The organism is Gottfriedia luciferensis (assembly GCF_001712755.1).
Classification (GTDB): Bacteria; Bacillota; Bacilli; order Bacillales; family Bacillaceae_G; genus Gottfriedia; species Gottfriedia luciferensis_B.
The window spans coordinates 78,775-101,197 of the sequence record NZ_MDKC01000009.1; the positions used below are offsets into that span (position 1 = coordinate 78,775).

The window sequence follows — 22,423 nt, forward strand, 5'->3', positions numbered from 1 at the left end:
TCTTTAGGTAATAAAATGATACAGGTAACTGTGTTGTCCTAAGGGGGAGAGTTTTCTGATGAAAATAACAAACCGTAGTGTATTACGAGCAAGTATTAAGCGTATTCTCATCACAATTGCTTTAATCGTCACACTAGTTTTAATTGTTGGCTTTCTAACAATCAGTTATGTTGTTGGCAATTCAATGGTAGAAGCAAAAGGCAAACCACTTAGCTACCCTCAAAAGGTATCAACTCTCTTACTATTAAAATTCGATTCATTAAAGAAAAATAAAGAATCAAATCATGAAGTACATAAAAAGCTAAATTAAGGGTTTAACTAAGTTCAAGCCTGAACTGGCATCATATTTTAAAAAAAAGAGCAAGGGACTCTATATTGATCCCCTTGCTCTTCTTTTTAATCATTTTTGAGTTGCATGACTTGTTGAAACTTCTTCATGCATAATATGAAACTCTTTTTTAATAATATCTTTTTTCAACTTAATATAATCGTCTTCACTAATAGTTGGTGGTAGTGTAATTAAAATTCTTCGATAAACCGAATCACTATCTAGTGTAATACAGCTCTTCAAATTAGAATATTTATTTACAAGCTTAGCTAATCTTGCTAATGCACCTTCATGTTCCATCGTACTAACAGTTAATGAATAACCGCCGTCTTTTAGTCCCCATGCTTCTTCTAATAATTCAAAAACTGTTTTATGCGTTAAAATTCCTACAAATTCATTTAGATCGTTTACTACTGCTAAATAAGGAAAACGTTTAATCGTAAAGAATACTTTGAAAAATGGTGAATCCTCCTGAATTGGTGGACATTCTTTGCGCACAAAATCATTTACTGTCTTGCCTTGCAAAGAATCGTTATCTACTAAATACTCAGCTAAATCCACACGATAAAGATTTCCAACATACTCTTTATCGTTTTCACTTAAAACTGGAATACATCGATATTTTGTTTTCTTTAAAAGATCCCAAGCAAACTGCGCCTCAGTCGAAACCATACAATGAACTACATCATGTTTTTTTACGATATTACCTTTAATTCTCAATAATAACCCTACTTTCAAATTTATTTTACTAGTCATTCTTAATTTTTCTCTTTTAAAAACACCTATACAAAAATAAAAACTCCATCAAGTCGCATGATTTGAATAAAAGCACTGTTAAAATAAATGGATTCCATTAACCGCCCCACATTCCAAAGATTGAAACTCTAAAAACCTCCTTATACGCTCCTCATTGTTGGATCTTTTGATGTTGAATTATGTGGGAATCTTACGAATCTTACTTTAATAAATAACAATGTCTTTTAAAACGATCTCGAAGCCTTTCATAACTAATTCGCCCTTTCTCAAAATCTACCTTTTTTGTTTGATAAACTAATTCTAAATTTTCAAATAATTTTACAATACTATTTAAAGTCAACATCCTATCTATATTATTTAAAGAGAAATTTATTCCAAAATAATCAAAAAACAGACAAAAAATTGGGTTCATGAGGTACTTATATTGCCTTTTCTTGTAATCTACTTCCTCATAACAGGTTCACGAGGTACTCAAAATGCTCTTTCAGCCTTTTTAAATCCACAAAAAAAGAAGAGATTGGTGATCTCTTCTTCTCAAAAACGATTATGCTTCTTGCTTTACTTTATTTGTCAGTTCTTTTTTTAATAAGTCAATTTTGTAATCAAATGATTGTAGATCAAATTCTGAACGAACTCTTAGCTCTAAATCACGAATTTGTTTTTCAAAGTAGTTGAAGTCAATTGATGGCATTTTACTATTAAGTAAATGGTGAGTTTCATTTATTTTTTTTGTCGCGTGAGCCATGTTTTGACGAGACATTAAGTCATATTTTTTCGTATGAAGCTCTTTTAGCTTTTTTTCAATTTGATTAACTTGCTCATGCATAAAGCTAATTTCTTCTTCTGTTTTAGCGATTAATGTAACAAACTTTTCAGCTTGTTCTTTATAAAAAGCAAGATCTTCAGTTGCACGTTTGATTAACTCTTCGGCACCCGCTTCATTAGCAACCTTTAATTGCTCTTCACGTTTTTGCACCATTTGAAGTGCTCCCTCACGTTCGACTTGGAATTTCGTACGTAATGAGTAATGTCTTTCAAGTAATCCCCTTACTTTTCCTAATTCACTTTCAGATTGTTTAATGAAGTAATTTAATTGTGAGATAGGATTTTGTTGTTCTTTCTCATCTAATAAGCCATGTAAATCCGCTGAGATTTGATTTTTAATACGAGTAAATAAGTTTTTCATAATCATACACTCCTCTTATTTTATAGGGTTAAAATTTTCATCATAAACATTAAATTCATCATCTTTAAGTTTTTTTTGATTTTTATAATCTTTATATAGGTAATAAAGCAAAATTGCTGCTGCTGCACCTATTAAAGAAGGAAGACCACCTATTGCAATCGATAAACCGATTAATCCAATAATTGTCCAGATGATTTTCATTAAAATCGAATCTGTTTTCATAAACTTTTTAAAACTGAAATATGTGATTACTAACCCAAGTGCTAAAGTAATCAAGCCACCTAAATTCGCTAAAGCAACTCCAATTAATATTAGTACGAGGATAAAAGTTAAGAACTTCTTCATGACCTCGTCGCCTCCTTTCAACTTATACTCTTATCTTATACAAGTTTTTATATCGGAATAATGGCCTGAGGAATGGTTTTATATCAGACTTAAGAAGTAGAAGTACAAGACAAACAAAAAACCAGATCAATTTTGGTTACCCATTGATCTGGTTCTGACTAAAAATTAGGAAGTTTAACTCCTGCTTTTAATTGTAATAATTGTGATACCGTTACAAACTGATAGCCCTGCTTTTGAAGAGCTGGTAAGATTTGCTTCAGTGCATCGACAGTTTGACTACGGTCCCCCCCGTGATCATGAAAAAGAACAATATCTCCTTTTCTAGTATCTTTTAATACATTTGATACGATTTTATATACTCCAGGATTTTGCCAATCAAATGTATCCTGATGCCAAGACCACATAACAGTTAAATAGCCAAGATCATGCACGGTATTTATTGAACGCTCACTATAGTAACCAAATGGTGGTCTAAATAATACTGGTTCGACATGGGTTGCAGCTATAATTGCATCATGAGTTTTATGTAATTGATCTCTTATTTGTTCATCAGTTAAATACTGAAGTCTAGCATGCGTATATGTATGATTCGCAACTTCATGACCTTCTTTTATTTCTCTCATTACAACTTCAGGAAATTTCGCAACTCTCTCACCGACTAAAAAAAATGTAGCTTTAGCATTATACTTCTTTAACAAATCTAAAACTTCTGGGGTATATTCATCATTCGGCCCATCATCAAATGTAATTGCTATTACTTTCTCTTTTACAGGTACCTCCCAAATAGCAGTACCTTGTTTTTCATAGTAATATCGATTTTTACTTTCAGCTGATGCATTAATAGAACTGTAAAAAATAAATTGGAAACTAAAAATTAATAAAAGGATAACTTTTAACTGTTTCAAAGCCATGACCTTCCTTTTACACAGAATACTTATATCATGTCTCTAAACGATTCTTTTATGTAAACTTCTCAACTTTTTAAGCTTTTGCATCTTAACTGAAAATTTAATCATTTCTTGTGATAGCGTATTCATCAAAATCATTCACGATATACGTATGATCAAAGATTTCACGTGCTTCATCTAACAATTTTTTTGAAGCTTCCCCTTGATATCTTGCACTTATATGTGTTAAATAGAGTGTTTTAATCCCCTCACATTTAGCAACTGTTGCAATTTGAGTACTTGTAGTATGGAAATAATCATAAGCATGAGCTGTTTCATCGTCTGCAAAGGTTGATTCATGAACTAATACATCCATACCTCTTGCAAGCAAATTACTTTTATCAGTTATACGAGTATCCCCTGCTATTGCAATGCGTCGACCTTTTTTTGAAGATCCAATAAAATCCTTACCATTTAAAATTCTTCCATCCTCTAAAGTTACTGTCTTCCCTTCTTTTAGGAATTTATAAACTGGCCCTGGCTTTACACCAATTTTCTTTAATTCCTCTACGTTCAATTCTCCAGGTAAATCCTTTTCAATAATTTGATAACCAAATGATTGAATTCCATGTTCAAGTTCTACTGCTTGAACAATAAATTGGTCATCTTCAAAAACGATCCCTTCAGAAATTTCAACGTAATGAATCGGATATTTTAAGTAAGTACCACTAATTTTAAAGCTAGTTTCCACATAATCCTTTAACCCTTTAGGTCCATAAATTGTTAATAAATCTTCTCCACCTAAGAAAGTTCTACTACTTAATAATCCAGGCAATCCAAAGATATGATCACCATGGCAATGAGTAATAAAAATCTTCTCGATTCGTCGTGGCCGAATAGACGTATGTAATATTTGATGCTGTGTTGCTTCACCACAATCGAAAAGCCATGTTGCTCCTCTTTCCTCTAAAAGCTGTAATGCAATACTTGTTACATTCCTACCTTTTGATGGCATTCCTGCTCCCGTTCCTAAAAATACAAGCTTCACGTTAATGCCTCCATCTTAATCATTTCTAATTGTTACAGTACCACTTGTCTATTAAATTGCCAACACTTTAAAGAATGATTTATGAATTGATTGGGAAATTTACACAATAGAGCTTAGTTTTTTAAATATAATATATGGAGGAAAACAATGCGAAGACGTTTTTTCCAAATCGCCACTGTCTCACTAATTGCTAGCCTTACTTTAACCAGCTGTGCTAATCGAAATAATAATATAAGTGCATCGGAGAAAGAAAAAGAAAATGATTTTAAAATTGGAATTGTTATGGGTAAAACTGAAATTCACGATAAAGGATTTAACCAAGCAGTTTGGGATGGAATTATAGAAACTGGAAAGAAACATGGTTGGAAAGAAAATAAAAATTATGTAAAAACAGATGCTCCAACAGACAAAGCAGCAAAAAAAGAATTAATGAAGTATGCAAAGAAAAAATATGATTTAACATTTGGAATAGGCTATTCATTTCAAAAAGCCATCTCTGAAGTTGCGAGTAAAGAAAAAAAATCGGACTTTGTCATAATTGATGGGATTGTTGAAAAACCAAATGTTGTTAGCGTTACCTATCGTGAAGAGCAGTCAGCATTCCTCGCTGGTATTGCAGCTGCGATGAACACTAAAACGCATAAGATCGGATTTATTGGTGGTACAAAGGATCCATTTATTAAAAGATTTGAATATGGTTTCAAAGCAGGTGTTATGTCCGTGGATCCAAAAATAAAAGTATTGACGGAATTTGCAAATTCATTTGATAAACCTGCAGACGGAAGTAAATTAGCAAAAACCTTATACAATGATAAAGGTGTAGATATTATTTTCCAAGTAGCAGGAAAAACAGGATTAGGTGTATTTACTGAAGCTAAAAAATTAAAGAAAAATGGCAAAAAGGTTTGGGTTATTGGTGTTGACCGGGATCAATATAAACAAGGATTACCGGAAAATGTCACCCTAACATCAGCAATTAAACGAATTGATAAAGGCGTAGATGAAGTAATCACCAAGTCATTAAAAGGGAACTTTCAAGGTGGACGCATTTTGAGATGGGGTATTAAAGAAAATGGCGTTGATCTTGCAAAAACAGATAAGAATTTAAATAAAGATACAAAAGAGCAAGTTGATTTATATAAAGCAAATATAAGAACAGGTCATATCGAAGTACCAGAAACAAAAAAGGATTTTGATAACTTCTCTCCTACAAAGCCTGAAAAAGCAGAAATTAAAAAGAAAAAAGTAAAAATTGGTAAATAAAAAAATCTTGTCCAATTATATGAATATTCTGCATATAGTATAGTACCAACAAAAAAGTTAGGTGTGATACTATGTCAATTCGAGATTTCATATTACTCTTCTATTGTTTTATCATCTTTTTATCTGTACCAATTGGGTATCGATATGCTTCAAAGAAAACAAAAGAAACTGGACAATTTTTACCGTATTTAGTAGTATCGCTTGCCATTGTTTTAGCAGACGGAATCCTTTCAATATTAGTTTGGTCACTATTTACATCACAAATGGATACATTCATGTATATCGGTGGATTACTTACTGGAATGATTTTCACATCAATCTGTGGCCTATTACTATTAACCGTTTTACTTTTAAGAAGAAAATATTTTTTAAACTCATTTGTTGATCTAAACACTGCTAGAATTGGAACAAATCCACCACCTGATGATCAATCTACCAATGATTTAAAGAAATAGAGCTCTTATGCTCTATTTCTTTTTAGTTGAATATCTGTTACTTCACTTAAAAATTTCGTAATTCGAAGCTAATAAATTGAGATTTAGTTCTAATATTGTTTATACTTTCTTTAATTGATTTAGGAGGTTTCATAATGAAAGTTACAATTTATTCGGACTATGTATGTCCGTTTTGCTATTTAGGAAAAAAACCACTTGAGGACGCTATTAAAGAAGTTAGCGATGTAGAGCTTGAATGGAAACCATTCCAATTAAGACCTGAGGGAGCTGAACCTTTAAGTCCTAATAGTTCTTATATTCAACAAGGATGGAAATTCGGTGTTCAACCACTTGCACAAAAACTTGGTGTAGAGATGATTTTACCAACAATGGATCCCCATCCTTCAACTAAAAAAGCTCATAGAGGCTTTCTATTCGCAGAAGAAAATGGAAAAGGTGCTGAATATGCTCAAGCAGTTTTAGCAGACTTTTGGACAAAAGGTAAAGAAATTGGTGATGTAAACGTACTGGCAGATATCGCTGAAAAACTTGGCTTAGACCGTTCTCAATTCATTGAAGCTGTTTCAAATACAAAATATGACTCATCGATTCAAAACCCTAATTTTATTAATGCAGTACCAACTTTTATAATTGGTGATCAAGTTTTACAAGGTGTTCAAAGTAAAGAAGCATTTATTCAAGCATTAAACAACCAAAAACTTGTTGAGCAGTCTTCATTAAGCTGCGACATTGATGGAAACTGTTAATACTCTTTAATAAGGATGTCCCCTAAGTTTTTTTCTAACTTATGGGACATCTTTTTTAATTTAAATTAACTGGGATAAACAATTTTTCAATTCATTATTTTGTTAATAGTTCACCGATTCGTTCTCAATCAAGAACAAACAAGCACAAATAACGAATCATTTCCCAGCTACATTAACTTGACTCCAATCAATCACAAACGGATTACCAGTTAAATTTTTTCTTACTTCAGTAACAATACTCATTTGCTTTTTTATAACTTCTGATTGAATTAATTTTTCTCCATCCCCACTACCATCATAATACAATGGCTTCTTCTCCATAATGTCACCTCCATTACTTATCAATGATTTATATTCTTTTTCTATGTCGAAAACCCCTTTTCGAATTTGGTAATTCACAAAACTTTTTACTCAAAAATTATTTTGCTATGAGCAATTTGTAGGACCTTAAATTTTTAAATCTAAGAACATGGTATCTATTTCTTTAATTATTTAATTTTTCTTACTATAATTACAATATAAATCTACTTTGAAAGGTGTTTTTCTCATGATAAAAGTTGGTATTATTGGTCTTGGCGCAATTGGCCAAAGATTAATTCCTTTATTTTCAAACCACCAAGAAACAAAAATAGTAGCAATATGTGACACATTAGAGGAAAGAGTTCAAGAAACAAGTAGCCAATTAGAATCAGTTTTAACCTTTACAAATCATCTTGAGATGCTTGAAAATACAGAACTTGATCTCGTTTATGTGACTGTACCTCCAAAATATCACTATTCGGTAGTAACTGATGTAATCGCAAAAGGAATTAATGTGCTTTGTGAAAAGCCTTTGGCAAACTCAACAGAGGAAGCTCTAGGACTTTATACCCAAGCTAAAGAAAAAGGTATTTTTCACGCAATGAACTTTCCATTAAACTACAATGTTGGTAGTAAGTCTTTTGCTAGCCTTATTAAATCCGGATATGTTGGCGACTTAAGAAGAATCGAATTAAAGATGCGTTTTCCTAATTGGCCGAGACTATGGCAACAAAATGAGTGGGTTGCTACAAAAGAACAAGGCGGTTATGTATTAGAGGTTGGTGTGCATTATATTCAACAAATTCAAAAGATTTTTGGTAATATGAAAGTAGGCACGAAACATATGCAATATCCCGCTGACCCTCTTGCTTCCGAAAATGGAATTATCGCCTTTTTAGAATTAGAAGATGGCACTCCTGTAATAATAGATGGCTTAAGCCAAATTGCAGGTGAAGAAGAAATTAAATTTACAGCATACGGTTCGAAAGGAACTCTTTCTTTAGTAAATTGGGCTAATTTAGAAGGAGGAAAAATCGGCGAGCCAATTCAACAAATTGAAGCCGATCAAACTTTAGCTGATTCATTAATTGACCATTTAGTAAAGGCTCTAAAAGGTGAAGAAGCTACAATTATAGATTTCTCTGAAGGCTACAAAGCACAAGTAGTTTTAGAAGCATTAAGAGGATAAATCCATACATAAAAGGAAAAGGTGCTTTCTCTAAAAAGCACCTTTTTTAACGCTTTTAATGATTGGTTTTATTTTACCGGAATCCAAATTTCAGTATAATAATCTTCACTAAATGGATTTCCTTCTGGATAAAGTTCAAATTCTGGGATACCTGCATGTGAATAGCCACTTGAAGGAAACCATTCCGAATAAATCTTTTTCCATGCCGATTGCATTGCGTTCGGCATCGCTCCATGAACACCAAATACAGCCCATTTTGATGCAGGAATTTCGTGAAAATAAAAACCTTCTGGTACATCTCCTTCGTATTCGGTTGCAACCCAATATTCTAGTAAATTTTTTGATTTTTGCTCCTCGCTCATCATGCATACACCTAAAACACCTTTAATGTCACCGTTGTTCAATTCGTACAAACGATCACTCGTACCATTTTCATTAACCTCTTCCCACATTTTAGGAATCAGTTGCTGTTGTTGATCATTCAAATAAGAAAACTCTTTTTTTACTCCAACTACTTGAAAAGCACTTTTTTCAACAATATTAAATTGCATTGGTTCGGCTCCCTTCAAACTCACCTGAATAACGAGGCGGTTATATGATTTTAGTTTTCCAATAAACTTTCTTGCTTCACTTGGTGTTACACCATGCTGTCTTCTAAACGCTTTTGCAAAAGCCTCAGGAGAGTCATACCTATATTTCAAGGCAATATCAATTATTTTATGATCAGTAGTTGTTAATTCATTGGCCGCTAGCGTCAATCTTCTTCGTCTTATATATTCAGCTAGATTAATATCAGTTAAAATTGAAAATGTTCGCTGAAAATGAAAAACAGATGAATTAGCTTGTTTAGAAATTTCTTCAATCGTTAACTCGTTTAATAAATTGTCTTCAATATAATCAATTGCCTTTTGTAAAGATTCAACCCAAGCCATATGACTCCTCCCTTAATTACATCCTAACAAGTTAAATTGATTGAGTCCTGTCTTTTTATGCTCTTTTGTGACAGATAATCGTCAATTAGTCTCTTTTCGATCAGTCATTGATAAAATGACAATCGTACTTATAATACATAGGCTACCGATCCAATCTATCATTTCAAAATTTACTCTTAACCAAATGACTGACAGTACAGCAGCTGATAATGGTTCCACACATGCAAGTAAGCTAGATTCGGAAGCATTAATATACTTTAAACTCTCTAAGTAGCAATAAAAGGCTATTAACGTTCCAAATATAACAATAAAAATGACTGCGAAATATGCACTCATCGACCAATGACCTTGGAAATTAAAAGGTGAATGTATGAAACTAAAACAAATTCCACCGATTAGCATTCCCCACCCTACTACGATAGTCGACCCAAATTTTTTTAAAAGATTCTGAGGATGAATTGAATAAAATGCTAAAGCAAAAGCTGACGCTAACCCCCAAAATAATGCCCATCCAGTAATAGACAATCCTTTAATCGTTCCATGTGTTACCAATAAAAATGTCCCTGCAAGCGCTAAAATGACAGCCAGTACTTCTTTTCTAGTTGGTACTTTTTTGAAACGCATTGCTAAAAAGCATGTAATAATGACAGGTGCCAAATATTGTAAAATTGTTGCTGTAGCAGCATTTGAAGCTTTTATTGCGGCAAAGTATGTATATTGAACTGCTAACATTCCAAGAATACTAAATAACAATAAACTAAAGATATCCTTCTTATCCTTCCAAATTTCCGTTATATGTCCTTTTTCTTTTAGACTAGCAAAAATTAATAGGATGATTCCTGAAAACAATAATCGAATAACGACTAACCATTCTGGACTAAAATGATTTCTTTGAAATACAAATTGTGCAACAGTTCCAGATATGCCCCATAATATTGCCGCAGTTAATACGAGAATAATTCCCTTCGTTCTAGAATTTGTTAAGGCAATCTTATCTGCACTCATTCTTACTCCCTCCACAAAAAACAACAAATTAAAATAAGTTAATAGAAAAATCGTACCTAAATATTCAGAATATATCAATCAAAAATCTTTTTATTTTCAACAATTAGATTAATTGAGAAATTATGATTAGAAATTGCTTAATTGGAAAAATTGAACATATACGATTTTGTATTAAATGATTTAGGAGACTAGTCTATGAATGAGTTATATGAATGTATCATAGTAGGGGGAGGTTTCGCAGGCTTACAGGCATCCATTCAGCTTGGTCGATACCAAAGGAATGTACTCGTAATTGACTCAAATTATGGTCGCTCAACATTATGTAAAACATATCGTAATATATTAGGTTGGCCGAATAGTATAAGTGGACAAGAGCTAAGACAACTAGGAAGAAAGCATGCTGAAGTTTATGGTGTATCATTCATCCAAGATAAAGTAATAAGTATACAAAACGTAAACAATCAATTCTTAATAGAGACGGAAACAGGAAAATCTTATTCTGCCAAAACAGTCTTACTAGCAACTGGACTAATTGATCGAATTCCTCAAATTAAAAATCTAGTCGATTGTCTTGGATCGACAATTTATGTTTGTCCAGATTGTGATGGATATGAAATTTTAAATAAAAGTGTTTTAATACTTGGATCTGGTAATATTGGTGCAAATCTTGCCATAACATTAGCTTATTGGTCAAAACAAATTACATATATTAATCACGATGGACATGACCTTGACTCCAAATTACATGACCAACTACAGAAAATTGGAGTTCACTATCGAAAAGAAACGATTAAAGAAGTACTCAAAGAAGACGATTCCACTTTTAAAGGCATTTGTTTACATAGTGGTGAAATAATTTATGGGGACCGAGCATTTATTGGTTTTGGTGGAAATAAAGTACAAAATAGTCTCGCTATCCAGCTAGGAGTAAATCTTTTAAATAATAAGCATGTTATTGTAGACTCACGGACAAAGGAGACGAATGTTACAAATGTATGGGCAGCCGGCGATTTAGTAGCCCACTCTCAACAAGTCACAATAGCAATGGGCGATGGTACCCAAGCCGCTGTTTGGATACAAAAAAGATTATTAGAAATGAGTGTAAAAGAATCATAAATAAAGCACTTTGTTCCCCCATCTTTTAGCCATTACACAGCTTAAACTAAAAATTCCCTACACCTTATCCATCTAACAAAATACCATTTAAGTTTAACAAAAAAAGTATTACATCATTAAAAGAAGTAATACTTTTTTGCTGTTTTCACTTAACAAATCGTATTAGAAAAATACTTTTATTAAAGTATACATAGTGACGATTGCTAAAATAAACACTAAAATTGGTATTAATATTCGGATGAAAGTTGAAGGTATTCGATATCTTCTATAAGTATCCTCAATACAAATAATACATAGTAAATAGATTAATCCTGATATAATTGCTCTAGCTAAATCAAAATTCCCTAGTGATTTAATGGTGTGATTAACATGCTGAAATATATAAAATTGTACAAGATTAAAAATTAAAAATAATAAAAAATAATAAAATACACTTAATATATAAGTACTAAATTTTATTTTTTCATGCTCAATATTTTGACGCTTTCTAATAAAGCGCTTCTTATGTCGCTCTTTCCTCGGTATAAATTGTTCGTCCATTTTAGTACATCCTTAGTTTAAAAATTAAATTATTTAAATCAAATTCTTACCTATATTGTACATAAACATTCCATTATTTAAAAATTTATAATACATCTCTACAAAATTTACATCAAACTAAATAATCATAAAAATAATTATACCAAATTTCATTGAATACATTTACTATTTTTTTCCAAAAAAAATAAAAAAGTGTACTTAGAATGAATCTAATTACACTTTTTCACGCTACTGAAAAACAACCTTGTTAAATAAGTTAGCAAATTTTCGTAAAAGAAGTAGAGTGATGTTGATTTCCATGTGACATAAGAGTATGACAACATCTTCTTTTTCAGTTTTACATCTCATAAACCTTTTATGAGTAAGGTATTTTCTTATTTTTGCTGTTTTACTTACTCATGTACCCTTCATGCGGAACCTTTTTTCTTATTTTTGCTGTTTTACTTACTCATGAACCACTCATGAGTCACCTTTTTTCTTATTTTTGCTGTTTTACTTACTCATGAACCCTTCATGCGGTACCTTTTTTCTTATTTTTGCTGTTTTACTTACTCATGAACCCCTCATGAGTCACCTTTTTTCTTATTTGCTGTTTCACTTACTCATGAACCTTCACGAATTAAGAACAGGTGTACTTAGAACTTGCCTAAGTACACCATCCCCGACTTATTTTTTATGTTGCGTGTAAATATGAATTGCATCTCTTAAAAATTCAGCAGTTCCTGGTTGTTCTTTATCGTAATGTGCTCTAAAGCGTTCATCGTCTACATACATTTGGGCTAGGCCTGCATGAGCTTCCTTACTATATTTGCTCCAATAAAATGTTAACCATTGTTTATGCAAATCAGCTGCTTTTTGGGCAATTTCACTTGATGGATCACCCGTTTTATATGCTTCAGCTAGTGTTTTTGCTAATTCTTCAGCAAGTCGCGTTACTTCTTTATGATCTTCTTCTGTCATATTCATTACTTTTTGATTTGCTTTATTAACAGCTTCATCCCCATATTTTTCACGTGCTTCTTTTCCATATTTCTTTTCATTTTCTTCAATCATATCTTTCTTAAAACCTTCAAATTTTTCTTTATTTGACATTGTAATTCTCCCCTCTGTTAGAGCAATTGACTTTTCAACGTTTGAAATTAATAAATCCAATTGCTTTCTTTTATCAAGAAGCCGCTCACGATGCTCGTTTAACGCCTTGGTACTATTAAAGTCAGGTGACGTGATAATTTCTTTAATGTTTTCTAAATTCATACCTAGTTCTCTATAAAATAAGATTTGTTGTAAGCGATCTACTTCCGCTTGACCATAAATCCGATATCCTGATGAGTTAATTCTTGCCGGCTTAAGAATCCCAATCTCATCATAATATCTTAAAGTCCTTGTGCTGATTCCTGCTAGAAGTCCAAGCTTTTGTACAGTGTATTCCATTGCGACTACCTCCTGACATCTTTACAATACACCTTTACGCAACGTTAAAGTCAATTCTATAATTTATATTTTTTAAGATTTTTTTTGGAGTAAGCTATACCCTGTTCAAAAAAATTTCTTTGAACTACACTACATTTAATTTCTACCGATCGCTTGGTAACATTATTCATTACAAGACATAAAAAAATCCCCTCTGCAATAGGGGATTACATCAATCATGTAGACAAACTACAAAATAATTATTTACCTGTAAATACTTTTATACCATTTATACCATCAAATGGTTTTCCACCAGGAGCGTGCAAATGACGAACTGCTAGTTTAAATCGCTTATTTGAAGGGATTTCTTGTTTAAAGGTTAACAAGAATGAATTGTTATCTCCTTGTACCTTTGTAATTGTAACTTGATTATTTGATAAGGCATTCCTTGCATTAAATTGACTTTTGTTTCCTAGTGATGCAATTCCGGTAGGGATTTTATCAGATAAACTTTGAATCCAATAAAAAGATGCTTTTGTTCCTAAATAAATATCAACTTGTGAATCAAAAGTTACTAGGATCTGATTTGTTGAAACCTGGAAAATATCAGCTAGATTAGGAATTTTGTTAACAGTTTGGTTTGGCTTATATCCTTCAATTCGCAGAAATTCCTTTTTGCTAGTTGCATTTACCTGCTTATTTCCTGGAAGAATAGAAGACATTACAATCAATAAAATCATAATCTTATAAAAAAATTTCATTATAATCTGCCTCCCTATATATATATAACAATTTTATAATTTGATGTTTTGGCAAAATATATACTTAGATTTTTAAAATTTTATCAGTTTTTAATCTAATATTAGCTTTACTACTCCTTTCGCTCGAATAAGAGACGCACTTTTTTTTGTGAATAACGATAAATAGATAAAAAAATTGATTTATATTTAAAATAATGGCAAACTATCTATAAGACTTAAGAGAGAATTATAGGTGTAATTATGATTGAAATTAAAACTTCTACGTTGAGTGACGGTGAATTTAATCGAGGTGTCTTTGCAACACGTGATATTGCAAAAGGTGAATTAATACACGAGGCGCCAGTTATTTCTTACCCGAACGAGGAACATGAGCATATCGAGAAAACTTTATTAGCAGACTACGCATTTGAATATGGTATTAATCATTCAGCTATTCTTCTAGGATACGGAATGCTATTCAACCATTCTTATGATGCAAATGCAACTTACGATATTAACTTTGATAATCACACATTTGATTTTTTCGCTTACAAAGACATTAAAGCTGGCGAAGAAATTTTGATTAATTATAATGGCGAAGTAGATAATATGGATCCACTTTGGTTTAATAAAGATTATGAAGAAGTTATGAGCAAGGAAAAGGAAAAAGAAAATGAAAAAGAAACCAATTAATTGGTTTCTTTTTTTATTTTTAAAGATTAATGGCACCATAAATTAATGCACCAAGTACTACAAAAGCCGGATGAATCTTAAATTTTTCCATTAAGAAAAATGTACAAGCCGCAATAAAAATAACTTGGAATGCTCCAATATCATGAAACGAATCAGAAAAAGATTGATATGTAAGTAGACCTAAAAGGACAACAATTGTCGGTTTTACATATGCTGTCATTCTCTTCACTCGAATTGAGTCACGATTTTTATAAAGCAACCCAATCAATAGAATCATTAGCAATAAAGAAGGGAATACCGTTGCAAAGACTGCAATAAAGGAACCAAAGATTCCTCCAATTTTATATCCAATATAGCCAGCCATTTTTGTGGCGATAGGTCCTGGTAAGGCATTTCCCATTGCAAACGCTTCATGAAATTCTTGCCCTGTTAACCAATGTTTTTGTGTAACAACTTCATTTTGAATTAATGGGATTGTAGCTGGCCCCCCACCATATCCTAAAAGATTCGTTATAAGAAATGAAAGAAATAATTTCCAATAAATCATTCGTTTGTACTCCCCTTCCTCGTCTGATGGTCATTTGAGGAAGTTGCTTTTACTGGTTGGAAGATTGCAAATATTAGTAAACTACCAATAATAATCGCTGGATGTATGTGTAAAAATTGAATTAGAAACAATCCAACAACTAAATGAATTAATATTGTTGGTGTTTTCAATCCTTTTTTTGAACTTTGATAAAATTGCCATGTTAATACACCTAACATTACCCCAACAACAGGTACAATTGATTCCTTCATCCCATTAACCCATTTTATATCTTTAAAAGACGATAATGATGTTAATAGTATAATCATTAATAGGATTGTCGGTAGGATCGTTGCAATAATCGCATTTAGCATTCCGATTATACCACCCATACGATAACCGATATAACCTGCTAATTTTGTATTGATTGGACCTGGGAGCATATTACCTATAGCTAAAATTTCAGAAAACTCTTCGTCTTTCATCCATTTATACGTATCAACGACTTCCTTATAAACTAGAGGAATCGTAGATGGTCCTCCACCATATCCTAATATACTACTTCGAAAAAACGCGATGAATATTTCTAATTGTTTCATTAAATCATTTCCTTTTCATATTTACCAACTTGCTATACAACCGTCCGTTCTTGATTCTGTACCACCCATTAAAACGCCAGAATCTTCATTTCTCCAAATAATTTGGCCTCGCCCGAAACTTCCAGTATCATCTGCAACCTTAATTTCATGACCTTTAGCCTGTAACTCTTCTATAATCTCTTGCGGAAAACTAGGTTCGACTTCAACTATTTTCCCTTCAATCCATTGCCATCTAGGAGCATCTAAAGTTTCTTGTGGATTTAAATAAAAATCGATGCTATTCATGATTACTTGAACATGACCTTGAGGCTGCATATAACCACCCATTACACCGAATGGTCCAATTGCTTTATTATTTTTTGTTAAAAATGCCGGAATAATCGTATGATATGATTTTTTTCCACCGATTAAAGCGTTGGCATGTTTTTCATTTAAGCTAAAATCACAACCCCTATTTTGCAATCCAATTCCAGTTCCAGGAATTACGATACCTGACCCAAAACCCATATAATTACTTTGAATAAATGAGACCATATTTCCATCTGCATCAGCTGTTGCTAAATAAACAGTGCCTCCACTAGGCGGTCTTCCTGGTAATGGTGTATGAGCAGTTTCCGTGATCTCTAAAAAACGTTCTTTTCCATATTGATCACTTAATAGACTCTCCACCGAAGTCTTCATAAACTTTCGGTCTGTCACATATTCCTTTCCACAAGCAAAAGCTAACTTCATTGCTTCAAATTGTTTATGATATGTAGTTACGTTCTCTTTGTCATCAAACTGATCATTTTTCAATATATTTAAAGCCATCAGTGCGACAATGCCTTGACCATTAGGTGGAATTTCCCACACATCATAGCCTCTGTAATTTATACTAATTGGATTTACCCATTCCGGTTTAAAAGACTCTAAATCTTCTTTTGCTAAAAAGCCACCATATTGATTTGAAGACTCAATAATTTTATCTGCAATTTCACCTTTATAAAAATCTTTTCCATTTGTTTCGGCTATTTTTTCTAAAGTTATTGCATGATCCAGTGACGACCAAATTTCTCCTACTTCAGGAGCTCTTCCATTTGGGGCAAACGTATCAAACCAAGCAGCAAACTCCTCAGAGTTTAACTCCTTTTTGTATATTTCATAAGCCTTCTTCCAAAACTTACCTAATGTTGGTGAAATCGGAAAACCTTCACGAGCATATTCAATTGCCGGTTGTAGCACTTCCTTTAATGAAAGTCTCCCAAACCGATTCGATAATTCTACCCAAGCAGCAGGAGCACCAGGAACTGTTATTGGCACCCAACCATACTTAGGCATTTTTTCATAACCTAGATCTTTTACTTTTTCAATCGATATATTTTTAGGTGCTGGTCCACTTGAATCTAAACCGTATAACTTTTCGTTCATCCAAACTAATGCAAAAGCATCCCCGCCAATGCCGTTTGAAGTAGGCTCTACTACTGTAAGGCAAGCAGCTGTAGCGATTGCAGCATCTACTGCATTACCACCCTTTTTTAAAATATCAAGGCCCGCTTGTGCAGCCAATGGTTGAGAAGTAGCGACCATTCCATTTCTAGCATACACCACATTACGATGTGATGAATAAACGTGTTCATTCGCTTTCATTTTTGTATACATACACTTTTCCTCCTTGGCTTCTCTGCAATAGTTATATTGGATAACAAAATAACCTAATCTATAAATTCGACAATATTTTAGTATTCCCCTACTTAACTATCAATCTAAATAAAAGAATCTATTAGAATGAATGCCTAATTCAATTAAATGTCTTAAATTTGGTTATATACATTTAGATGCTTGTCCATTTCAACTAAAGGCTACTTTGAATACATTATCTTTAGGAGGGGATTATAAAAAAATGTTGAAACTTTATTTAGATCCAGGTCATGGTGGCTCTGATTCAGGTGCAGTAGGTAATGGATTAAAGGAAAAAGACTTAACTTTGGATATCGCATTAAGAATACGAGATTTATTGAATAACTACAATGACGTTGAGGTTAGAATGAGCAGATCTACCGATACTGATCGTTCTTTAACTGAACGTACTAATGATGCAAACTCATGGGGTGCTAGCTACTTTTTATCTGTTCATATCAATTCATTTAATACATCAGCGTCAGGTTATGAGGATTATATACATGATAGTTTGTCAGATACGTCTACTTCAGCTCAGTATCAAAACGTTTTACATCCAGAGATCGTAAAGGTAAATGGTCTAACTGATCGTGGTAAAAAGAAAGCTAATTTTCATGTATTACGTGAATCAAATATGCCAGCGATTTTGACTGAAAATGGTTTCATTGATAATGCAAGTGATGCTGCAAAACTAAAAGACCCAAATTGGCGTCAAAAAGTAGCTCAAGGGCATGTAAATGGATTAGTAAAAGCATTTAACTTAACAGCTAAGGCTAAGGCTGAAATGCATAGAGTAATCGTAGACGGAGTACAAGTCGGTGCATATCAGGATGATCAAAATGTACTGAATGCAGTGGAACAATATCTTCCAACAGCAACTAAAATTATTATCGAGAAAGTTTAAACGGTTCTATTAACTATTTGAAGACTGTCTAATTAATAGACCGTCTTTTTTTCGTAGAGAATAAAAAAGGGTTCTTCGATTAAGAAACCGCACCAGCTGTTTACTCTGTAGATTTCAATATATCTAATATATTGTTTGAGTCAATTTTCTTTTTTTGTCTCCCTAAACTAATCACTTGTTCTCCATATTTATTTTGCAATTTATGTAATGTTTCAAACAAAGGTTCTTGTTTGGCATCCTTTTCAAAAGAAAATAAGTCCAATTGCTTTGATATTTCATCTTTTGGATTTAATTGTGAGGCAGTTACTCCGATTAAACGTAATGGTTCTCCGTTCCAATTTCTTTTCCATAGGTCAAATGCCTCTTTAAAGATTTCATTAGCTTGTTGTACAGGTGTAGTAAGTTTTTTACTTCGATTAATTGTTTTTCGGTCACTAAATCGAAGTGTAATTGTCACAGTGTCAGCAACTAAACCCTTCTTAATTAATCGTTCAGCAACCCGTTTCGATAGAGCTTCAAATTTTTCTGCAATCATTGGTTCCTCAAAAACATCAAATGAAAATGTCGTTGATTGGCCAATTGTCTTATGTGAAAGCATACGACTAGGATCGACTTCTCTTTCATCTATTCCATTTGCCTTATTTCTTAAAGATTTACCGTTTACACCTAATAATTCTTGTACTTGTTCTTCATCACTTTTTGCCAAATCTTCTATTGTAATAATGCCAATTTCATTTAATTTTTCTTCAGTTTTCTTACCAACACCATGCATCTCTCCTACTTTTCTAGGCCATAAAATAGTAGGAACATCCCTCTTTCGAAGAACAGTAATTCCAAGTGGTTTTTTCATATCTGAAGCTGTTTTCGCAAGAAATTTATTTGGACCAATACCGATACTACATGGCATATCAAGATCTTCTAACAACATTGACTGGATCATTTCAGCTATTTTAATTGGATGACCTAGTTTTTCATCACAATCAGTTATATCAATATATCCTTCATCAATTGATGCTACTTCAATTTTAGGACTTATTGCACCTAATTTTTCAAATATTTGCCTTGAGACTTTTCGGTAAGCTTCAAAAGTTGGCGTTTTCACAATCATCTCAGGACATTTTTTTCGTGCTTCCCATAATGGCATTGTTGCCCGGATTCCATAGGCTCGAGCTTCATAACTTGCAGTTACGATTATTCCCCTCCGCTCTTTTTCATTACCGGCCACAACTACTGGTTTACCTTTTAATGATGGATCATTCGCTATTTCAACTGAAGCAAAAAATGAATTCATATCGACATGTAAAATAACTCTTCCGCTCTTTGGTGCCCATTGATTCATTGACTCACCTCCTATGCTAGTATAATTTCATTTTTTTATATATTCTATTAACGTGTATTAATGCCTGAATATAGTTAAAACTGATAAAGTTTGAATCATATCTAAAACCAATATCTAATTATTATAAACGTTTTTGGATTAAAGGAGAAAAGCTATGCAAAGTAAAATTCAAAAAATATCAACGAATTTATGGTTTGATACACAAGCCGAAGAAGCCGTAAATTATTACACTTCTATATTTAAGAATTCAAAAATTGAAAGAATCACACGATACGGAAAAGAAAGACATGATCCAAACAGTATGGAAGAAGGTGCGGTTATGACCATTCAATTTAGCTTAGAGGGGTTAGATTTTGTTGCGTTAAACGGTGGACCTCACTTTAAATTTACAGAAGCAATTTCATTCATCGTTCATTGTGACTCCCAAGAAGAAATAGATTATTATTGGGAAAAATTATCAAAGGATGGAGATAAAAATGCTCAAGCATGTGGTTGGTTAAAAGATTAATTTGGTGTCTCATGGCAAATTGTTCCGACCATTTTACCTGAACTATTAAATGACTCTAATCTAGAAAAATCTGAACGAGTAATGAAAGCTATTCTCCAAACTAAGAATAAAATCAATCTAAACAACTTAATTGATGCTTATAAAGGATAGGGGCTATCTCTTAAATCACGATAAAATGTACTAGCACTTTGGGAAAGCTCTGAAGTTGAAGTATGTATAGGGAGGCATCTCACCTAAGTTTATGATTTGATGTTAATACGACTGACTGAACGACTCTTTATAGAAATTTAGCCGATTAGTTCATATAAATTCTTATGAGTAAGTTATTTCATCTTTTTACTTTTTTACTTACTTATGAACCTCCTATGAGTAAGTTATTTTCATCTTTTTGCTTCTTTACTTACTCATGAACCTCCTATGAGTAAGTTATTTTCATCTTTTTGCTTTTTTACTTACTCATGAACATCCTATGGGTAAGTTATTTTCATCTTTTTGCTTTTTTACTTACTCATGAACCTCCTATGAGTAAGTTATTTTCATCTTTTTGCTTTTTTACTTACTCATGAACCTCCTATGAGTAAGTTATTTCATCTTTTTGCTTTTTTACTTACTCATGAACATCCTATGAGTAAGTTATTTTCATCTTTTTGCTTCTTTACTTACTCATGAACCTCCTATGGGTAAGTTATTTTCATCTTCTTCCTTTTTTACTTACTCATGAACCTCCTATGAGTTACTATATTTCATCTTCTTTCTTAAAAAACGAGGGTTCCCATAAAAAGTGGGACAATATCTTTTAATAATAAATTATATTACCCTAACGTTCCTATTTACTTCTCATAAAGTCCAAAAAGAGATAAAATAAACCTATCTTAATTGTATTTTTTGAAGTTAATGGAGGTATTTTCTTTTGAGTAACGAAAATCAAACAATGTATGATTATATAGGGAAAGAAAAATTAGAAGAGCTTGTGGATACTTTTTATTCTTATGTTTCAAAGCATGAGAGACTTTCACCAATATTTCCAGGTGACTGGGAGGAGACTGCACGTAAACAAAAACTATTTTTAACACAGTTTTTAGGTGGACCACAATATTATAGTATGGAACGTGGTCATCCAAGAATGCGCGCGCGTCATTTGCCTTTTCCAATTACAATTGAATTAGCGCATGACTGGCTGGATTGCATGGGAAAAGCGATGGATGATGTCGATCTAGATGAAGAAATTAAAGAGCCATTATTACAACATTTAAGAAATGTTACTTACCATATGGTGAACCAAGAATAATCTTTAGGGGATATATTATGAGTGAGAGGCCAATTATTTTATTTGATAGTGAATGTATTTTGTGCAATGGAGCCGTTCAATTTATTATTAAACATGACCAAAAAGGATATTTTCATTTTGCCGCATTACAATCTACTTTTGGCGAAAAGCTTAAGAAGGATCACCCCGAACTTTGTTCAATTGATTCAATTATTCTTGTACAAAATGGAAAAATAAAAATTGAATCTTCAGCTGCCCTTTCTATTGCAAAAAATTTAGAAGGTTGGCCAAAATTTTTCTATGCCTTTATCATAATCCCAACAACAATACGTGACCATTTATATAGACTGATCGCAAGAAATCGTTTTAAATTTTTTGGAAAAAACGAATCGTGTATGATTCCATCAAAAGAAATTAGGGATCGATTTTATTTATAAAAGTCCTCTTCAATTGAAAGAGCCACAAGGTTATCATTTCCCTTGTGGTTCTTTTTTAGTTCCCGAATTAACTTTTTATTAGAAATCTTGTTAAAGCGAGCCCTAAAAATCCAACACCCATTCCAATTAGCCAACCAGAATGTGGTTCATGTAATAAACTTCCAATTCCTCCGCCTAGAAACATACAGCCTACAAACACGATTCCACCAATACCAGCACCTCTATTACTCAAAATCTGACCATCCTCT

27 protein-coding genes are annotated in these 22,423 nt (G+C 32.6%); 11 read left to right on the forward strand and 16 right to left on the reverse strand.

Annotation, left to right across the window (positions count from 1 at the left end; genetic code table 11):
- The first annotated feature begins 58 nt into the window (after positions 1–58).
- Positions 59–310 (forward strand): hypothetical protein, encoded by a 252-nt coding sequence (locus BED47_RS09195; RefSeq protein ID WP_069033440.1) that lies wholly within the window; start codon positions 59–61, stop codon positions 308–310.
- Positions 311–400: 90 nt separating this feature from the next.
- On the opposite strand, the gene cbpA is transcribed toward BED47_RS09195, so the two are convergent.
- The 5 genes from cbpA to rnz form a co-directional block, all read right to left on the reverse strand.
- Positions 401–1,048: a cyclic di-AMP binding protein CbpA gene (gene cbpA, locus BED47_RS09200; protein ID WP_069033473.1), complete on the reverse strand. Its 648-nt coding sequence runs from the start codon at positions 1,046–1,048 to the stop codon at positions 401–403.
- A gap of 580 nt (positions 1,049–1,628) precedes the next feature.
- Positions 1,629–2,270 carry a PspA/IM30 family protein gene (locus BED47_RS09205; protein ID WP_069033441.1) on the reverse strand — a complete coding sequence of 214 codons (642 nt, stop codon included), beginning with the start codon at positions 2,268–2,270 and terminating at the stop codon, positions 1,629–1,631.
- Positions 2,271–2,285: 15 nt separating this feature from the next.
- Complete coding sequence (locus tag BED47_RS09210) at positions 2,286–2,615, reverse strand: lmo0954 family membrane protein (RefSeq protein WP_069033442.1); 330 nt, start codon at positions 2,613–2,615, stop codon at positions 2,286–2,288.
- A 158-nt stretch (positions 2,616–2,773) separates the two neighbouring features.
- A complete protein-coding gene (locus BED47_RS09215) occupies positions 2,774–3,526 on the reverse strand; it encodes a polysaccharide deacetylase family protein (RefSeq protein WP_069033443.1) in 753 nt (250 codons plus the stop codon).
- 97 nt (positions 3,527–3,623) lie between these two features.
- A complete protein-coding gene (gene rnz / locus BED47_RS09220) occupies positions 3,624–4,550 on the reverse strand; it encodes a ribonuclease Z (protein WP_069033444.1) in 927 nt (308 codons plus the stop codon).
- A gap of 147 nt (positions 4,551–4,697) precedes the next feature.
- On the opposite strand from rnz, the gene BED47_RS09225 reads away from it, so the two are divergent.
- The 3 genes from BED47_RS09225 to BED47_RS09235 all read left to right on the forward strand — a co-directional run bounded on the left by BED47_RS09225 (position 4,698) and on the right by BED47_RS09235 (position 7,014).
- Entirely contained in the window at positions 4,698–5,813 is a 1,116-nt protein-coding gene (locus tag BED47_RS09225; protein WP_069033445.1) for a BMP family lipoprotein, read from the forward strand.
- A 71-nt stretch (positions 5,814–5,884) separates the two neighbouring features.
- Positions 5,885–6,268 carry a hypothetical protein gene (locus BED47_RS09230; RefSeq protein WP_069033446.1) on the forward strand — a complete coding sequence of 128 codons (384 nt, stop codon included), beginning with the start codon at positions 5,885–5,887 and terminating at the stop codon, positions 6,266–6,268.
- 134 nt (positions 6,269–6,402) lie between these two features.
- Positions 6,403–7,014 carry a DsbA family oxidoreductase gene (locus BED47_RS09235; RefSeq protein ID WP_069033447.1) on the forward strand — a complete coding sequence of 204 codons (612 nt, stop codon included), beginning with the start codon at positions 6,403–6,405 and terminating at the stop codon, positions 7,012–7,014.
- Positions 7,015–7,170: 156 nt separating this feature from the next.
- On the opposite strand, the gene BED47_RS23680 is transcribed toward BED47_RS09235, so the two are convergent.
- Complete coding sequence (locus BED47_RS23680; RefSeq protein ID WP_175403476.1) at positions 7,171–7,335, reverse strand: hypothetical protein; 165 nt, start codon at positions 7,333–7,335, stop codon at positions 7,171–7,173.
- A gap of 226 nt (positions 7,336–7,561) precedes the next feature.
- Between BED47_RS23680 and BED47_RS09240 the strand changes: the two genes are divergently transcribed.
- Complete coding sequence (locus tag BED47_RS09240) at positions 7,562–8,503, forward strand: Gfo/Idh/MocA family protein (RefSeq protein ID WP_069033448.1); 942 nt, start codon at positions 7,562–7,564, stop codon at positions 8,501–8,503.
- Positions 8,504–8,571: 68 nt separating this feature from the next.
- On the opposite strand, the gene BED47_RS09245 is transcribed toward BED47_RS09240, so the two are convergent.
- Both BED47_RS09245 and BED47_RS09250 read right to left on the reverse strand, forming a co-directional pair.
- Positions 8,572–9,435, reverse strand: a complete 864-nt coding sequence (locus BED47_RS09245) for an AraC family transcriptional regulator (protein ID WP_069033449.1) — start codon at positions 9,433–9,435, stop codon at positions 8,572–8,574.
- A gap of 81 nt (positions 9,436–9,516) precedes the next feature.
- The gene (locus BED47_RS09250; protein ID WP_069033450.1) at positions 9,517–10,440 is read right to left on the reverse strand and encodes a DMT family transporter; all 924 of its coding nucleotides are present in this window, start codon (positions 10,438–10,440) and stop codon (positions 9,517–9,519) included.
- A gap of 195 nt (positions 10,441–10,635) precedes the next feature.
- Here BED47_RS09250 and BED47_RS09255 point away from each other — a divergent pair, with 195 nt between their 5' ends.
- The gene (locus BED47_RS09255) at positions 10,636–11,556 is read left to right on the forward strand and encodes an NAD(P)/FAD-dependent oxidoreductase (protein ID WP_069033451.1); all 921 of its coding nucleotides are present in this window, start codon (positions 10,636–10,638) and stop codon (positions 11,554–11,556) included.
- 162 nt (positions 11,557–11,718) lie between these two features.
- Here BED47_RS09255 and BED47_RS09260 read toward each other — a convergent pair whose 3' ends face one another.
- The 3 genes from BED47_RS09260 to BED47_RS09270 form a co-directional block, all read right to left on the reverse strand.
- Entirely contained in the window at positions 11,719–12,096 is a 378-nt protein-coding gene (locus tag BED47_RS09260) for a hypothetical protein (RefSeq protein WP_069033452.1), read from the reverse strand.
- Between the two features lie 666 nt (positions 12,097–12,762).
- Complete coding sequence (locus tag BED47_RS09265; protein ID WP_069033453.1) at positions 12,763–13,527, reverse strand: MerR family transcriptional regulator; 765 nt, start codon at positions 13,525–13,527, stop codon at positions 12,763–12,765.
- Between the two features lie 239 nt (positions 13,528–13,766).
- A complete protein-coding gene (locus tag BED47_RS09270; protein ID WP_069033454.1) occupies positions 13,767–14,267 on the reverse strand; it encodes a hypothetical protein in 501 nt (166 codons plus the stop codon).
- Positions 14,268–14,507: 240 nt separating this feature from the next.
- Here BED47_RS09270 and BED47_RS09275 point away from each other — a divergent pair, with 240 nt between their 5' ends.
- On the forward strand, positions 14,508–14,939 hold the full coding sequence (locus BED47_RS09275; protein ID WP_069033455.1) for an SET domain-containing protein: 432 nt from the start codon (positions 14,508–14,510) through the stop codon (positions 14,937–14,939).
- 19 nt (positions 14,940–14,958) lie between these two features.
- Here the strand turns inward: BED47_RS09275 and BED47_RS09280 are convergent, their stop codons facing one another.
- The 3 genes from BED47_RS09280 to ggt are packed head-to-tail and all read right to left on the reverse strand — an operon-like array spanning position 14,959 to position 17,702.
- Complete coding sequence (locus BED47_RS09280; protein ID WP_069033456.1) at positions 14,959–15,486, reverse strand: chromate transporter; 528 nt, start codon at positions 15,484–15,486, stop codon at positions 14,959–14,961.
- Positions 15,483–16,064: a chromate transporter gene (locus BED47_RS09285; protein ID WP_069033457.1), complete on the reverse strand. Its 582-nt coding sequence runs from the start codon at positions 16,062–16,064 to the stop codon at positions 15,483–15,485. Before BED47_RS09285 ends, BED47_RS09280 begins: the two co-directional genes overlap by 4 nt.
- Before the next feature lie 21 nt (positions 16,065–16,085).
- Positions 16,086–17,702, reverse strand: a complete 1,617-nt coding sequence (ggt, locus tag BED47_RS09290; protein WP_439097775.1) for a gamma-glutamyltransferase — start codon at positions 17,700–17,702, stop codon at positions 16,086–16,088.
- A 241-nt stretch (positions 17,703–17,943) separates the two neighbouring features.
- Here ggt and BED47_RS09295 point away from each other — a divergent pair, with 241 nt between their 5' ends.
- Positions 17,944–18,624, forward strand: coding sequence for an N-acetylmuramoyl-L-alanine amidase family protein (locus tag BED47_RS09295; RefSeq protein WP_069033458.1), 681 nt, complete (start codon positions 17,944–17,946; stop codon positions 18,622–18,624).
- A 100-nt stretch (positions 18,625–18,724) separates the two neighbouring features.
- Here the strand turns inward: BED47_RS09295 and BED47_RS09300 are convergent, their stop codons facing one another.
- Positions 18,725–19,963: a DNA polymerase IV gene (locus BED47_RS09300; protein WP_069033459.1), complete on the reverse strand. Its 1,239-nt coding sequence runs from the start codon at positions 19,961–19,963 to the stop codon at positions 18,725–18,727.
- A 154-nt stretch (positions 19,964–20,117) separates the two neighbouring features.
- On the opposite strand from BED47_RS09300, the gene BED47_RS09305 reads away from it, so the two are divergent.
- The 3 genes from BED47_RS09305 (at position 20,118) to BED47_RS09315 (ending at position 22,175) form a co-directional block, all read left to right on the forward strand.
- Complete coding sequence (locus BED47_RS09305; RefSeq protein WP_353615534.1) at positions 20,118–20,471, forward strand: VOC family protein; 354 nt, start codon at positions 20,118–20,120, stop codon at positions 20,469–20,471.
- A gap of 931 nt (positions 20,472–21,402) precedes the next feature.
- The gene (locus tag BED47_RS09310; RefSeq protein ID WP_069033475.1) at positions 21,403–21,759 is read left to right on the forward strand and encodes a globin domain-containing protein; all 357 of its coding nucleotides are present in this window, start codon (positions 21,403–21,405) and stop codon (positions 21,757–21,759) included.
- Positions 21,760–21,776: 17 nt separating this feature from the next.
- Positions 21,777–22,175: a thiol-disulfide oxidoreductase DCC family protein gene (locus BED47_RS09315; RefSeq protein ID WP_069033460.1), complete on the forward strand. Its 399-nt coding sequence runs from the start codon at positions 21,777–21,779 to the stop codon at positions 22,173–22,175.
- Between the two features lie 67 nt (positions 22,176–22,242).
- Here the strand turns inward: BED47_RS09315 and BED47_RS23685 are convergent, their stop codons facing one another.
- On the reverse strand, positions 22,243–22,407 hold the full coding sequence (locus tag BED47_RS23685) for a hypothetical protein (protein WP_175403474.1): 165 nt from the start codon (positions 22,405–22,407) through the stop codon (positions 22,243–22,245).
- Between the last annotated feature and the right edge of the window lie 16 nt (positions 22,408–22,423).